Origin of the sequence: Paraburkholderia sp. J69-1 (assembly GCF_905220255.1) — a bacterium.
Lineage (GTDB): Bacteria > Pseudomonadota > Gammaproteobacteria > Burkholderiales > Burkholderiaceae > Paraburkholderia.
On record NZ_CAJMZG010000003.1, the window covers coordinates 63,217 to 80,608 of the forward strand.

Here is a 17,392-nt window from a genome sequence, read left to right on the forward strand (position 1 = left end):
CGTCCGGCATTAGCGTCACAAGCGACACAAGCAGCACACAGCACAAACCGCGCCCTCGAAGCAGCCTGCCTCGAGGAGCGCGCCTCCAAGGCTCAGTCATAGAGCCGCATTCCTCCGACCAGACACCTGCCCGGCGCGCCCGACGCGCGCCGGCTTCGCACACGCTCGCCTATTTGGAGTCATCCATGCAGCTACCCATGGACACGGCCAGTACCACGGTCCAGGACGAAACGATCAATCCCGGCGATTGGCGCTCGCGCATCATTCTCGGCCGCCAGGTGGGCGAGCAGGCGTTCGACCGCCCGCTGCCCGCGTGGCTGGAAACCTCGTACGAACGCCTGCGCGCCGACGTGATGGACCCCGGCTATCCGTGCTTCTTCGGCACCCAGGCCGAGAAGCGCGGCGAAATGTTCTATTCGTGGATCGACGGCAAGGACATCTCGACGCTGCCGCAGACGATGGCGATGTTCGCCGAACTCGCGAACCTGCCGCAGTACGAGAAGAACAACATCGCGATCTTCTTCGAGCCCGATGTCGAGCCGCTGTCGCACGCGGCCTATCACGACGCCTTCTGGCAGACGCTGCAATACCTGCACGATCACGATCCCGATCCCGCCGTCGGCCAGCAGGTCGACCCGTCGGACCCGGACTGGGAGTTCTCGTTCGCGGGGCTGCAGACCTTCGTGGTGTGCGCGTGCCCGTCGTTCGGCGCGCGTCATAGCCGCAATCTCGGGCCCGGCATGGTGCTGCTGTTCCAGCCGCGCGCCGTGTTCGTCGACAAGGTCACGAACCGCGCGATCAGCACGCAGGCGCGCTCGGAAGTGCGCCGCCGTCTGAACATCTGGGACGAAGTGCCGCCGCACGCCGATCTGGGCTATTACGGCGACACCGAAAATCGCGAGTGGAAACAATACTTCCTGCCCGACGACGAAACGCCGAACTTCGGCGCCTGCCCGTTCCTGCGCCGCAATCCGGGCCTGCAACAGGCGCTGGCCGCGCAATCGCACGAACCGGCCGCTGCATCTTACGACGCCCCTGAGGACGCACCGGCGGCCACGCTGCTCGACGCCATCGCCACCCATCTTGCGCGCCAGCCCGAGCAGATCGCCATCCGCTTTCTCGCCGATGGTGAACGCGACGAGCGCACGCTGACCTGGCGCGAACTCGACCATCGCGCCCGCACGCTCGCAGCCGCGCTGCGCGAACGCGTGGGCAGCGGCGAGCGCGCGCTGCTGATGCTGCCGTCCGGGCTCGATTACGCGACCTCGTTCCTCGCCTGCCTGCACGCGAACGTGATCGCCGTGCCGGTTTATCCGCCCGACGCCACCCAGGCGCAATCGTTCGAACGCCTGCTGGCGATTCTCGGCGATGCGGGCCCTGCGCTGCTGCTGACCGACCGCGCGCATGCCGCGGCCGTGCAGGCCTTCGCCGCAGCACGATCGACCGAAGCGGCCGACGAAGACAGCGGCACCGCGCCCGAAACGCTGGTCGTGGATGACCCCGCGCTGGTGCGCGCCGTCACGCCGCTCGAAGCGCGCGCTGTCGATCCGGCGTCGATCGCGTTCCTGCAGTACACGTCCGGCTCGACCAGCACGCCCAAAGGCGTCATGGTCACGCACGCGAATCTGGTCGCGAACGAGCGCGCGATTGCGCAATCGATGGCCTTCACGCCCGCCGACACGATGGTGAGCTGGCTGCCGCTCTTTCACGACATGGGCCTGATCGGCGGCCTGCTCGCGCCGCTCTACGTGGGCTTTCCGCTCGTGCTGATGACGCCGCAGCACTTCCTCGAAGCGCCCGCGCGCTGGCTCAAGGCCGTCGCCACCTGGCGCGGCACCGTGAGCGGCGGCCCGAACTTCGCGTTCCAGTTGTGCGCCGACCGCGTGCGCGACGCGCAACTCGACGGCCTTTCGCTCGATAGCTGGCGCGTCGCGTTCTGCGGCGCGGAGCCGATCCGCGCGCAAACGCTCGAATCCTTCGCCGATCGCTTCGCCGCACACGGCTTCGGCGCGAATGCGCTGTATCCGTGCTACGGCCTCGCGGAAGCCACGCTGCTCGTGAGCGGATCGACGCCGGGCGCGGGCATGGCCGTGCGTCACGTCGACGCCGAGGCGCTGGCGCAAGGCCGCCTCGAAACCGCGGCGGAAGAAGAAGGTCTCGCGCTCGTCAGTTGCGGACGCGTCGCGCAGGCGCATCGCGTGCGGATCGTCGATACGCGCACGCAAGCCACGCTCGACGATGGCGAAATCGGCGAAATCTGGGTGCAGGGCCCGAGCATTGCCGCGGGCTACTGGAACAACCCGCAGGCCAGCGCAGAAACCTTCTGGCAAGAGCAGGAAAATGTCTCTGGGCACGCGCCGCGCTGGCTGCGCACCGGCGACCTCGGCTGCATGAGCGAGGGCGAACTGTACGTCACGGGCCGCGTGAAAGACCTCATCATCGTGCGCGGCCAGAATCACTATCCTCAGGATATCGAAGCAACTATCGCTGCTCGCGTGGCGCGCGCCCGCAAGGGTCGCGTGAGCGCGTTCTCGGTCGAGATCGATGGCGTGGAAGGCATCGGCGTCGCGGCGGAAGTCTCGCGCGCCGTCGCCAAAACCGATCCCGCCGAACTGTTCGCCGAGATCAACGCGGCGGTTGCGCAGGCGCATGGCGAGCCGGTCAGCGTGATCGCCCTGCTCGCGCCCGGCGACCTGCCGCGCACGTCGAGCGGCAAGCTGCGCCGCAGCGCCTGCGCCAGCGCGTGGCGCGACTGCAGCCTGCCCACGGTGGCCGTCTATCGCCGCGAACACGACGCGCTCTCGCTTGCGCGGGCGCCGTATCGCGCGCCGTCGGGCGAACGGCAAACGCGTATCGCCGAAGCGTGGCAGGACGTGTTCGCCATCACGCCCATCGGCGCCGATGACGACTTCTTCGCACTCGGCGGCGACTCGCTCAAGGCCGCGCGTCTGGCGGCGCGCCTGAGCGCGGCGTGCGGCGTGGCGCTGCCGGTGCGCGCGCTGTTCACGGCGCGCACGGTGGCCGCGCAGGCGGCGTGGATCGAAGCCGCGCTCGCGCAGCCGTCGAGCGAAGCACACCTGGACGAAGCCGCCATCGACATCGTTGCGGATGCAACCATGCCGATGCCGCTCTCGCCCGCTCAGGAAGGCCTCTACTTCGAGTGGAAGCTCGCGCCGCAGAGCAGCGCGTATCACGTCAGCGGCGCGCTGCGCGTGCGCGGCCCGCTCGACGCCGCGCGCCTGCGCGACGCGCTGCTGCAAGTCTGCGCGCATCACGACGCGCTGCACATGCGCTTCACGGAACGAGACGGCATCGCGGCCCAACTGCGCGAGGACGCCCCGCGCGTGCGCTGGCAGGCGCTCGATTTGAGCACGCGCGACGCGGCCAGCCGCGAAACCCATCTGCAGGACACGTTGATCGTTGACGCGCTCGCGCCCTTCGACCTGCATCGCGACGCCCTGCTACGCGCCACGCTCGTGCGTCTGGACGCCGAATCGCACGTGCTGCAGTTCACGCTGCATCACATCGTCGCGGATGCGTGGTCGCTCGGCCTGCTTACGCAGGCGCTGTTCGCTGCCTACGACGGCCGCACGCCGCCCCGCGCCGATGCAACAGCGGACAACTATCTCGCCAGCCTCCAGCGCACGCGGGGCGCAACGGGAGAAACGCAAACGCAACTCGACTGGTGGCGCAGCGCGCTCGACGGCGATTACGCGCCCGCGCTCCTGCCCGAAGGCCGCCGCGAAACCCTCGCCGATACGCCATCCCGCGTACAGGCCGGCGCGCGTATCGAACGCCATCTGCCGAGCGCGCGAGTCGATCAGGCCGAACGCCGCGCGCGCGCCCACGGCGTCACGCTGCCGATGCTGCTGCTCGCGAGTTTTGCCGCGCTGCTGCACCGCTACGGCGGCCAGAACGCCCAGAGCGATCTGCGCATCGGCGTGCCGCTGAACGTGCGCCGCGAAGACGAACAACACACCTTCGGGTATTTCATCAACACGGTCGCGGTGCGTCTGGGCGTGAGCGGCGCGCAGCGCTTCGACGCGCTGCTGCACGCCACCCGCGACGCGCTGCTCGACGCCCAGGCGCATCAGGACGTGCCGTTCCATCGCGTGGTGGCCGCGCTCAAGGCGCGTGCCGGCAACGCACGCGCCAATCCGTTCGATGTCGTGTTCAATTTCGATCAGGTCGACTGGCAACAGTCGCTGCACGCCGACACGCTGCAACTCGACCGCTTCGATCCCGGCCCGCAGGCCACGCCCTTCGATCTCGCGCTGAACGTGTCGCGCGAGGCGCGCGGCCTGCGGTTCGCGTTCGAATACCCTGCCGATCTGTTCGAGAGCGCCACCATCGACGCTTTCGCCGATGCCTTGCTGACGCTCGTGGACCAGGCCGCGAACAGCGACGTGCGCGAAGTGCGTGACTTCCTGCTGGAATCGCCGAAAGCCTCAACGCAAACGGCAACGCAAACCCCGACACAAACCGCCGCCATCGAACCCGCCGTGCCCGCCGCGCTCGTGGCCGTGGCGCGCACGGCCACGGCGCATCCCGACCGCGTGGCGCTCGAATGCGAAGACGCGCGCCTGACTTACGGCGAGCTCGACCACTGGTCCGACCTGATTGCGCAACAACTGCGCGCGGCCGGCGCCACCATCGATACGAATATCGGCCTGTGCGTGCAGCGCACGCCCGGCATGATCGCCGCGCTGCTCGGCATCTGGAAAGCGGGTGCGGCCTTTGTGCCGCTCGACCCCGCCTATCCGGCCGCGCGCCTGCAACACATGCTCGACGACGCCCGCGTGCGCGTGGTCGCCAGCGACGCCGCGAGCCTCGCGCAACTGGACCCGCTGTTCGCGCACGTGCGCACGCTCGACATCGGCGCGAGCGAACAGACGGCCCGCGACCTCGCGCACACGCACGCCGCGCCGCGCGCTTTCGCGGTTCCGCATCCCGGCCAACTGGCCTACACGATCTACACGTCCGGCTCGACGGGCACGCCCAAGGGCGTCGCCGTCAGCCATCGCGCGCTGGCGCTGCACCTCGCGGGCTTTATCGCGACCTACCACATCGGCGCCGACGATTGCCAGCTGCAAAGCTCGACGATCAACTTCGACGTCGCGCTGCACGAACTGCTGCCCGCGCTCATGGAAGGCGGGCGCGTCGTCATGCGCGGCAGCGCGGCGTGGGATCTCGACACGCTCACGCGCCGCCTGGTCGAGCGCGGCGTGACCTTCGCGCGCCTGCCCACCGCGTACTGGCAGCAATGGCTGCAATCGCCGCCCGCGCGCGAATCGCTGCGCGCGCTGCGCCAACTGACCGTGGGCGGCGAGGCGCTGCCCGGCGACGCGCTCGCGCGCTGGCAGAGCGGCCCGCTGCGCGGCATTCGCGTCGATAACCTCTATGGCCCGACCGAAACCACGGTGGCCTGCCTGCATCGTGCGACCGATGCCTACGACGCCAGCCAGCCGATCGTGCAGATTGGCAAGCCGTTCCCGGCGCGCAGCGCGTGGGTCGCCGACGCGGATGGCAACGCCGTGCCGGTGGGCGCGGTGGGCGAACTGTGTATCGGCGGCGAAACGCTGGCGCGCGGCTACGCGGGGCGGCCCGCCCTCACCGCCGAACGCTTCGTGCCCGACCCGCACGGCAGTCCAGGCGCGCGCTGCTATCGCAGCGGCGATCTCTGCCGCCGTCGAGCCGACGGCGGTTTTGACTTTTTGGGCCGCATCGACCGGCAGATCAAACTGCGCGGTTTCCGCATCGAACCGGGCGAGATCGAAGCCGCGCTGCGCCAGTGCGAAGGCGTCGGCGAAGCGGCCATCGAAGCGCGCGGCGCGGCGGGCCACGTGCGCCTGCTCGGCTGGGTCAGCGGCCCGGCCACGCTCGACCTCGCGGCGATCCTCGACACGCTGCGCGCGCGCCTGCCCGCGCATATGGTGCCCGCGGTGCTGCAGCGCCTCGACGCGCTGCCGGTGATGGCCAACGGCAAGCTCGACCGCCGCGCGCTGCCCGATCCCGTCGATACCCCGAGCGCCGACGACGCCCTGCCCAGCGCCCCGCGCGACGCACGCGAAGCCCGCCTGCTCGACATCTGGCGCGCGGTGCTGGGTTCGGATCGCGTGGGCGTGCACGACAACTTCTTCGAAGCCGGCGGCGACTCGATCCTGAGCCTTCAGGTGGTCGCGCGCGCCGCGCAGGCCGGGCTGCACTTCTCGCTGCAGACGTTCTACGCGCAACCGGTGATCACCAGCCTCGCGCGCGTCGCCAGCGAAGCGCCGCACGACGCCGCGCCGCTGCCCGCCGAATCGCACGCGCCGCTGCCGCTCACGCCGATCCAGCGCGCGTTCTTCGAGCGCTTCCCGGCAGGCGAATCGCACTGGAACCAGACCGTCACGCTGCGCGTCGATGGCGAACTCGACGTGGCGCGCGTCATCGCCGCGTTGCGCGCGATAATCGCGACGCACGACGCGCTGCGCCTGCGCTTTTTCCACGACGCCGGGCAAGCGTCGCCCGGCTGGCGTCAGCAGGTTCAGGCGATCGACACGGTCGAAGCGCTCGACACCCCGCATACGCTGCTCGATATCGCCGATTTCGACGGTGACGCCAGCGCGCCCCACTGGCCCGCCGCGCTGCGCGAGATCGGCACGCGGCTGCAGGCGAGTCTGGACATCGGCGCGGGCCGTTTGCTGCGCGCCGCTTACGTGCGTCTGCGCGGCGAAGGCCGCCTTGTGCTCACGGCGCACCACCTCGCGGTGGATGGCATGTCGTGGCGCCTGCTGTTCGAGACCTTCGAGCGCGCCTACGCGGGCAACGCGAGCGACGCAAAAGCCGACGCCTTGCCGTGGAGCGCATGGGTCGAGCAGCAACAGGCCGCATCCGGCACGCCCGACGCAGCGGCGCTCGATGCAGCGGCGCCCGACGCAGCCACGCTCGAAGCATGGACCGCGATGCGCACGCGCGCGGACGCCGCAGCAGCACGCGCGCAAACCGCCGCCGCACGTCTTGTCGCAGCCGCCGAAGCGCCCGAAGCACACGTAGCACCCGAGGCGCCCGCTCGCCTGCGCGACACCGAAGTCCTCGCCTTCACCCTGCCCGCCGATCTCACCGCGCGCCTGCTGCGCGACGCGCCCGCACGCGCGCGCACGAGCACCGAAGCGCTGCTGATCGCCGCGCTCGCCGACGCGCTGCGCGACTGGAGCGGCGCGCCCGGCGCGTGGCTCTCGCTCGAAAGCCACGGCCGCAGCACCCACGACGCCACGGCACACGATCCGGCCCGCACGGTCGGCTGGTTCACGACGCGCCATCCGGCGTGGTTCGACCTCGAAGCCGACGCGCTCGCCGCCGTCAAATCGACGCTGCGCAGCCTGGTTGCGCGCACCGGCGGCCTGCACACGCAACACGCCGCGGCCACGCCCGCGATCAGCTTCAACTACCTCGGCCGCTTCGACCAGAGCCTGCCGGGCTCCGGCGAACTGGCTGGCGTGCTGTCCTTCGCGCTCGACGAAGACGTCGGCCCCGCGATCCACGCCGATTCGCCGATCGACTACGCGCTCGACGTCAACGCCTGGGTCGCCAACGCACGCCTGAGCGTGAGCCTGCGCCACCTGCCCGCGCGTCTGGACGCGGCCGCCGCGCAAACGCTCGCGACGCGCTTCGAAGCGCAACTCGGCGCGCTGGCCGCGCGCTGCGAAGCGGGCGACATCGCGCTCGACGCCGCCGATTTCCCGCTCGCCGCGCTGAGCCAGGACGCGCTCGACGCGCTGCGCCTCGACCCGCGCGACGTGCGCGACCTCTACCCCGCGACGCCGCTGCAAAGCGGCCTGCTGTTCCACGCGCTCGACGCGGGCGCGGGCGTCTACGTCAACCAGTTGCGCCTGACGCTCGACGGCCCGCTCGACCGCGCGGCCCTGCGCGCCGCGTGGCAATCGGCGGTCGACCGGCATGAGATTCTGCGCACGCGCTTCGCGCTGCCGTCGCACGGCGCACCCTTGCAGATCGTGCAGCACACGGCCACCGTGCCCTTCGAGGAAATCGACGATCTCGCCGATGGCGATCCCGCGCGTTATGCCGATGCGCTCGACGCCTGGTGCGAAGCCGACCGCCTGCGCGGCTTCGACTTCACGCGCGCGCCGCTGCTGCGTCTGACGCTGCTGCGCCGCCCGGACGGCGCGCACGACCTCGTGCGCACGATCCATCACGCCTTGCTCGACGGCTGGAGCAGTGCGCAACTGCTAGGCGAAATCGCCGACGATTACGCCGCGCGCGTGGCCGGTCACAGCGCGCACGCCGCGCCCACGCAGCCGTTCCGCGCTTACGTCGAATGGTTGCGCGCGCAACCTGAACCGCGCGACTGGTGGCTCGACGAATTCGAGCGCCATCCAGAACCGGCTACGCTGCTGCAACCGCTGCTGCAACATCCATCCGCCGATGAAAACAGCGCAGCCGCATCGGCCACCTATGCCCAAACGCTCGGCGCCGACTTCGCCGCGCGCCTGCGCGAAACCGCGCAACGCCAGCGCGTCACCGTGAATACGCTCGCGCAGGCCGCGTGGGCGCTGGTGCTGGCGCGCCGCGGCTTCGGCCGCCACGTGGCGTTCGGCACGACGGTCGCCGGACGTCCCGCGCAACTGGCGGGCTCGCAGCAGATGGTCGGCCTCTTTATCAACAGCCTGCCCGCGCTGATCGAAGTGCCCGCCGCGCAGCGCACCGGCGACTGGCTGCGCGCGCTGCACGCACGCCAGGCGCAGCGTCAGGAAGCGGGCCACGTGTCGCTCGCCGATCTGCAACGCTGGAGCGGCCGCAGCGGCGACGCGCTGTTCGACAGCCTGCTCGTGTTCGAAAACTATCCGCTCGACGACTCGCTGCGCGGACGCTTCGGCGCGCTGCGCGTGAGCGGCGTGGCCTCGGTCGAACGCACGCACTATGCGCTGACCATCCTGATGTCGAACGACCGCGAAGGCCACGTCAGCTGGCTCGCGGACGGCGCGCGCGTGAGCGCCGCGCGACTGCCCGCACTGGCGCAGGCGTGGCGCGATGCGCTCGACGCGCTGTGCAACGGCGAAGAACGCGCGGTTGGCGAACTCGGCCTGCAAGCCGCTTCTTTTGCTACCGATGTTACCGATGCCACCGCCGCCCGCCTGCCGCGCATCGCCGGTCACGCCTTCGCGCCGATTGGCGCGCGCCTCGCGGCCCAAGCCGTACAGCGCCCTGCGGCGCTGGCTGTTAGTTGCGAAGATGAGGCAATCGACTATGCCGCCTTGAACGCCTGGTCGAATCGCATCGCGCATCGGCTGCTGCGTCACGGCGCGCATGCGGAACGGCGCATCGGCGTGTGCGTGGCGCGCTCGGCGGCGATGGTCGCCGCGCTCTACGGCGTGAGCAAATCCGGCGCGGCCTATGTGCCGCTCGACCCGTCGCATCCGCCGCAACGGCTGCAGCGCATCCTCGATCACGCGGGCATCGACCTGATCGTGACCGACGCGGCCAGCGCCGCGCGCCTCGCCGATTGCTTCGCGGGCCGCACGCTCGTCGATGCCAGCGATGTCGCCAACGAAGTGCCGACCGACCTCGCCACGCCCATCGCGCCCGAACAGGCCGCCTACGTGATCTACACCTCCGGTTCGACCGGCGAGCCGAAAGGCGTGTGCGTGAGCCACGCGAGCCTCGACCGCCTGCTCGCGAGCCTGGAACAGCATCTGGACTTCTCCGCGCGCGACGTCTGGCTCAGCGTGACGACGATTTCCTTCGATATCGCCGCGCTCGAACTGCATCTGCCGCTCACGCGCGGCGCGCGCGTGGAACTGGCCTCGCGCGACGCCGTGCTCGACGGCGCGCGTCTGCTCGATCTGCTGGCGCAAAGCGGCGCGACCGTGATGCAGGCCACACCGACGGGCTGGCGCATGGTGCTGGAAAGCGAAGCGCGCGCCGCCGCGCCGCTGGGCTCGCATCTGCGCACGCATGAGAGCACCCAGCGGCTCAAGGCGCTGTGCGGCGGCGAGGCGTTGTCCGGCGATCTCGCCACCGCGCTGCTGCAACGCGGCGTCGATCTGCGCAACGTCTACGGCCCGACCGAAACCACGATCTGGTCGAGCATCGGCCGCGTGGCAGCCGGTCAGCCGGTGACGCTGGGCGTCGCGCTGCACGACACGGCGCTGCGCGTGCTCGACCGCGACGGCGCGCAAGTCGCGCCTGGCGCGGCGGGCGAGTTGTGCATCGGCGGCGACAATCTCGCGCGCGGCTATCTGCACGGCGCGGCGCTCACCGCGGCGGCCTTCGTGCCCGATGCGTGGGGCGCGCCCGGCGCGCGGCTCTATCGCACCGGCGACCTGTGCCGCCTGCGCGAAGACGGCGGCCTCGATTACCTCGGCCGCATCGACCAGCAGTTGAAACTGCGCGGCCACCGTATCGAGCCGGCCGAAATCGAAGCCGCACTGCGCGCGCTCGACGGCGTGCACGACGCCGCCGTGATGCTGCGCACGGACACCGGCACGCCGCGCCTCGTCGCCTGGCTGGCCGCGCCTGGCCGCGACGCGCAACGCGACGGCGCAAGCTGGCGCGCCCAGCTTGCCGAGCGCCTGCCCGCCGCGCTCGTGCCCGCCGCCTGGGTCGTGCTCGACGCGCTGCCGCTCACCTCGAGCGGCAAGATCGACCGGCGCGCCCTGCCGGCTCCCGCAGCCACCGAAGCCGATACCGGCCACACGCCGCTGATCGAGCCGCGCACGCCGCTCGAAGCGCAACTCCTTGCGATCTGGCGCGCGGTGCTGCCCGCGCAGTCGCTTGGCGTGACGACCGACTTTTTCGCGGCCGGCGGCGACTCAATTCTCAGCCTGCGCGTGGTGAGCGCGGCTCGCGACGCGGGCCTCGCGCTCTCGCCGCGCCTCGTGTTCCAGCATCCGAGCGTCGAGCTGCTTGCACGCGTGACGACCACGCTGACGCCGCAAGCAGAACAACAACCAGCGGCCAACCGCGAACTCGACACGACGATCGCCGCTGCCCTCACGCGCGCCGGCATCGACCTGCAAACGCTCGCCGATGTCTACGCCACGACGCCGCTGCAACGCGGCCTGCTCTCGCTGGGCCTGCGCGCCGATGTCGATCCGTATCATCTGCAACGCGTGTTCGAGTTACGCGGACCGTTCGACACGGCGGCCTTCCACGCCGCGTGGCGGCAGGTTTCGGCGCGTCACGGCGCGCTGCGCACCGACTTTTTCGCCGATGGCCTCGACGTGCCCGTGCAACTCGTGCGCCGCGAAGCGAGCATCGATTTCGACACGCTCGACTGGCGCGCGCTCGGCGACGACGAAGCCCGCGACGCGCTCGCCGCCCAATGGCGCGCGACCCAGGCAAGCGGTTTCGACTTCGCGCGCGCCTCGCATCAGCGCGTTTTGCTGATCGAGCGCGGCGAGCATTGCCGCTGGTTCGTGTGGCGCTTCCATCACGCGCAACTCGACGGCTGGAGCATCGGCATCGTCTTGCGCGATCTGCTGCAGGCGTATGGCGCGCTGCGCGAAGCCCGGCCGCTGGCTCTGCAAGCCGCACCCGCCTTCGCCGATTACGTGCGCTGGCTCGACACGCATCACGACGAAGCCGAAACCCTCGCACCGTGGCGCGAAACGCTGGCAGCGTCGACGCCCACGCCGCTGCCGCTGGCTCGCCCCCTCGCGCACACCACGCGCATCGATGCCAATAGCCGCGCGCTCGAACACACGCTGCAGTTGAGCAGCGACGAATCGGCGCAACTCGAACGCTTCGCGCGCACCTGTGGCGTGACGCTCAACACGCTGATCCAGGGCGCGTGGATCTGGCTGCTCTCGCGCCACGCGAACCAGCGCGATATCGCGCTGGGCGTGACGGTATCGGGCCGCAGCGACGGCTGGGCAGGCGCCGACGAAACCGCAGGACTCTTTATCAACACCTTGCCGCTCGCGGTCACGCTGCCGCCGTCCATGACGGTGCGCGCCTGGCTTACCGATCTGCAGACGCGCAACCTCAGCTTGCAGGAACACGCGCAGACGCCGCTTGCCACGCTGCAACGCGCGTTCGCGGGCCAGGCCGGCACGCCGCTGTTCGAGAGCATTTTCGTGTTCGAGAACTATCCGCTCGACGCCGCGCTGCGTGCGCCGCTGGCGCAAGGTCTAGCGATCCGCCGCGTGGCAACCGGCGTCGACGGTCACGCGCACGACGGCCGCAACCACTTCCCGCTGAGCCTGATCGCGGTGCCCGGCGAAGCGCTGACGCTCACGCTCGCCGCGCAGCCGACGCATTACGACGAAGCCGCCGTGCAGCAACTCGCGACGCAGTTGCGCGGCGCGCTCGACGCTTTTGTCGCCGATCCGGCGCGGGCGATGGGGGCGATCGGCGATACCGGTTTCGCCCAGCCACAAACCGCTGCCCCGAAGCACGCAGAAACCAACCTGCTCGCCCGCGTCGCTCACCACGCGGCCACGCAGCCGCGCGCCGTTGCGCTGCTCGACGAAACCGGCCCGCTCGACTGGGGCACGCTCTGGTCGGACGCCGGTGCGCTCGCGGCGCGCCTCACGGCGTTCGGGATCGGCGCTGAAGACACGGTGGCGGTCGCGCTGCCGCGCAGTCACGCGCTCGTCGTCGCGATGCTGGCGATCTGGCGCGCAGGCGGCGTCTATGCGCCGCTCGATCCGTCGATGCCCGCCGCGCGTCTGGCATGGCAACTGCGCGATGCAGACGCACGCTGCCTGATCGCCGCCGATGACCCCGTCTGGCGCGCGCAGGACATCGCGCTGCTCAAGCCGGCAGCCACGCACGCAAGCGCCGAACCGCACACCATCGACGCACACATCGCCCTGCCCGCGCAGCGCGCCGCGTACCTGATCTACACGTCCGGTTCCACGGGCACGCCCAAGGGCGTCACGATCCCGCACGGCGCGCTGGCCGCTTACGTGGCAGCGCTGCTCGAACGCCTGCCCACCGGCATCGGCAGTGCCGGGTATCTCTCCACGCCCGCCGCCGACCTCGGCCATTCGACGCTGATGGCCGCGCTCTGGTCGGGCTGGACGCTGCATCTGATCGACGACGCCCGCGCCTTCGACGCCGACCGCTACGCGCAATGGTGCAGCGAACATCCGGTCGATCTGCTGAAGATCTCGCCGAGCCATCTCGAAGGCCTGCTCCACGCCGCCGATGCGCGCGCCGTGCTGCCGCGCCGCGCGCTGCTGCTCGGCGGCGAAGCGAGCGGCGCGACCCTGCTCGACCGGCTCGCCGCGCTGCGCCCCGAGTGCGCGCTGATCGGCCACTATGGGCCGACCGAAAGCACGGTCGGCGTGCTGACCTCCGAGCGCGACGCGAGCGGTGCGCTACCGCTCGGCCGCCCGCTGCGCCACGCGCACGCCTATCTGCTCGACGCCGATGGCGCGCCCGCGCTGCCGGGCGCCACCGGCGAAATCCACCTTGGCGGCGTGGCGCTGGCGCGCGGTTATCGCGGCCGCCCGGGGCTGACCGCCGAGCGTTTCGTGCCCGATCCGCGCGTGCCCGGCGCGCGCGTCTATCGCACCGGCGACCGCGCGCGTCTGCGCGAGGATGGGCAGTTCGAATTCCTTGGCCGCGTCGACGACCAGCTGAAAATTCGCGGTCATCGCGTCGAGCCCGCCGAAGTCGCCGCGCATCTGCGTGCGCTGCCCGGCGTGCGCGACGCCGCCGTGATCGGCCAGAAAGACGCGCAGCAGCGTTTGCGCCTGATCGGCTATGTGACCGGCGACGATCTCGATGTGCACGCGCTGCATGACGCGCTCGCGCAACGTGTACCGGCGGCGCTGGTGCCTTCCGCACTGCATCGGCTCGATGTGCTGCCGCTCACCCGCAACGGCAAGATCGATCGCGCGGCGCTCGCTGCGCTGAACCTGAGCAATACGGCGGATTTTGCCGACGCTGCCTCGCACGCCAAAGCCACCGAAGCCGCCGCGCCGCAAACGCCCACGCAGCACGCGCTGCTCGCGATCTGGCGCAGCGTGTTGCGCGCGCCGCAACTGGGTATCGACGATAACTTCTTCATGGCGGGCGGCGACTCCATCAACGCGTTCCAGGTGGTCGCGCAGGCGCGTCGCCAGGCGCTGGTGTTTTCGTCGCGCGAGTTGTTCGCGCAGCCGACCGTGCGCGAGCTTTGCGCGACGCTCGACGCCGCTGCTGGCGAAGCGAACTCGCAGGTCTGCAGCGCGGTGGCATCGCTCGACGCCGCGGCGCTGGGCGCGCTCGGCCTCGATCCCGCGCGCGTGCAGGACACCTACCCGGCCACGCCGATGCAGCAAGGCCTGCTGTTCCACAGCCTCGCGCACGGCGACCGCACGCCCGGCGACGGCGGCATGTACGTCACGCAACGCCGCCTCAAACTGGCGGGCGTGCTCGATCGCGAGCGTTTGATCGCGGCGTGGCAGCACGCGGTCGCGCGTCACGACATCCTGCGCACGCGCTTCGAATGGCATGGCGACACGCTGTTGCAGGTTGTCGATAAAACGGTCGATCTGCCGTTCGCCACGCACGAAGCGCGCACGGAAAGTCGTGCGGAGTACGAAGCACGTCTGATCGACTGGATGCGCGCCGATCTCGCGCGCGGCTTCGACGCGGCACGCGCGCCGCTGATGCGTCTCGATCTCTTCGCCGCGCCGGATGGCGCTCACGATCTGGTCTGGACCACGCATCACGCGCTGCTCGACGGCTGGAGCGCCGCGCAACTGCTCGCCGAAACGTGGACGCACTACCGCTCGCCCGAAAACGCCGTCACGCACGAGGCGAGCGCGCCGTACCGCGCGTATGTCGACTGGCTCGACGCCCAGCCCGATGCCGCCGACTGGTGGCGCGAGGCCGCGGCCCATTGCGACGATCCGGCCACGCTGACCGCCTGCCTGAACCCGCCTGCCGCGCCGCAGGAAGGCGCGTTCCGCATGGAAGCGCCGCTCGGCGCGGCGCGCGAACGTGCCTTGCGCGACGCGGCGGCGGCCTTCGGCGTCACACTCAATACGCTGATGCAGGGCGCGTGGGCGGTGCTGCTCGCGCGCCTGGGCAATCGCGATTCGGCGGCGTTCGGCTGCACGGTGTCGGGCCGTCCGGAAACGCTCGACGGCGCGGCACAGATGCTCGGCCTCTTTATCAACAGTCTGCCGGTGTGGACGCCGGTGCAGCCCGATGCCGAAATCGGCGCCTGGCTGCGTACGCTGCAATCGCGCGCCGCCGCGATGCGCCATTACGAGCACACGCCGCTTGCGCAGTTGCAGCGCTGGGTGGGCCGCAGCGGCGACGCGCTGTTCGACACGCTGTTCGTGTTCGAGAACTATCCGCTCGAAGCGACGCTGGAAGCGCTCGACGATGCCGGTCATGCCGGCGAAGCGCTGCGCGTGAACGGCGTGGAATCGGCCGGACGCACGCACTATCCGCTGACCTTGATGGTCGTGCCGCAACCGACGCTGCGCCTGGAGTGGGAGTGGGACGGCTTGCGCCTCGATCGCGAACATGTCGGGCGTCTTGCGCAGGCGTATGAGGCGCTGCTCGATCAGATCGCTTCGGGTGCGGGGGCTTCGTTGTGCTCGCTGGCGTTGCCGGTTTTGACGCGTGAGGCCGTGCCGCTCGATGGATATGCGTTCGAGCCGGTAGCCGAGCGTGTGGCGCGGCAGCTTGTGGCGCAACCTGAGCGTGTTGCGCTGCGTGGTGAACACGCTGCGTTCAATGCCGCGCAGCTTCAGCAATGGGCGAATTCGATTGCGGCTTCGGTACGCAATGCAGGCGTGAAACGCGATGCCTGCGTGGCCGTTTGCGTCGAACGCTCGCCTGCGCTGATCGCAGCGATGCTCGGCCTCTGGCAGGCTGGCGCGGCCTATCTGCCCGTCGATCCTGCGTATCCCGATGAGCGCATCGCCGCCATGCTCGACGATGCGCGCGTGACCTGCGTAGTCGCCGATGCTACGACCGCTTCGCGTTTTGAAGCGCTCAACGTCGTGCGCGCCGATCTCGCTTTGGGGATGGCTTGCGAGGCTTCGTTCGCTCCGGTCCATCCTGACCAGCTTGCGTATGTGATCTATACGTCGGGCTCGACGGGCAAGCCTAAAGGCGTTGGCGTAACGCACGGCGCGCTGGATCGGCTTGTTGCCAGCATCGCGCGCAAGCCGGGGCTGCCTGCCGAAGCTTCCTGGCTCAGCGAATCGGCACCTGTGTTTGACATCAGCCTGCTTGAATACTGCCTGCCGCTGGTTGCGGGCATTCCGCTGGAAATCGTCTCCGCGCAGACGGCACGCGACGGTTTCGCTCTCGCGAAACGTCTCGAAGAAAGCGGCGCAAATGTGTTCCAGGCCACGCCTAGCGGATGGCGCATGCTGATCGAAGCGGGCTGGCGTAAGGACTTCGAAGCCGCACAACATCCGCCGCTGCTCGGCATTTCAGGCGGCGAAGCGCTGCATCCCGATCTCGCCGCCGCACTGATCGCGCGTAACGTCACGCTCTGGAACATCTACGGGCCGACCGAAACGACGATCTATTCCGCAGGTGCGCAGGTTCACGCCGATGAAGCCATCACGCACGGCGATCCGCTTCCCGATACGGTCCTGCGCGTCATCGACCGACAAGGCGCAGCCGTCCCCGATGGCGGACTCGGCGAGCTTTGCATCGGCGGCGAGAATCTCGCGCGCGGCTATCTCGGCCGTCCGGGCCTCACGGCAGAGCGCTTCGTGCCCGATCCCGATGGCGCGCCCGGCGCACGCATCTACCGCACCGGCGACCTCTGCCGTCTGCGCGCCGATGGCCGTCCCGAACCGTTCGGGCGTCTGGACCAGCAGATCAAGCTGCGCGGTTTCCGCATCGAACCGGGCGAGATCGAAGCCGCACTCTGCGCGTGCGAAGGCGTCGCGCATGCCGCCGTCGTGCTGCGTGGCGAAGGCGCGCGCCAACGCCTCGCGGCTTACGTCAGCGGCACTGCACAACCTGCCGATCTGCGCGCGCAACTCACGCGCACGCTGCCCGCGCATATGGTTCCATCCGCGATCGTTGCGCTCGCAACCTTACCGCTCACACCCAGCGGCAAGCTCGACCGCCGCGCCTTGCCCGAACCCGCCTGGGACGACGACAACGCGCAAGCCATCGCACCACGCAACGAGCGCGAGCAAACGCTGCTGGACATCTGGCAAAGCGTGCTCGGCCACGCGGTCCATAGCGTCTGCATGAACTTCTTCGAAGCGGGCGGCGATTCGATCAGCGGCGTGCGCGTTGCGGCGCGCATCAACGAAACCTTCGGGCGCAGCGTGCCTTTGGCCGATCTGTTTGCGCACGCAACCATCCGCTCGCTGGCCGATCTGCTCGAAACGCAGGACAAGAACCCGCAGCAAACCGACGCCGACGCGCTGAGCCAACTGCTCGCCGATTTTGAATAACCGATGGCTCATCA

Annotated in this window: 1 protein-coding gene; it reads left to right on the forward strand. The window is 70.0% G+C overall.

Translation table 11 applies throughout. The features are described from left to right. Positions 1-185: 185 nt before the first annotated feature. Positions 186-17,378: a non-ribosomal peptide synthetase gene (locus U5A67_RS06130; protein ID WP_321818213.1), complete on the forward strand. Its 17,193-nt coding sequence runs from the start codon at positions 186-188 to the stop codon at positions 17,376-17,378. The last annotated feature ends 14 nt before the right edge of the window (positions 17,379-17,392 follow it).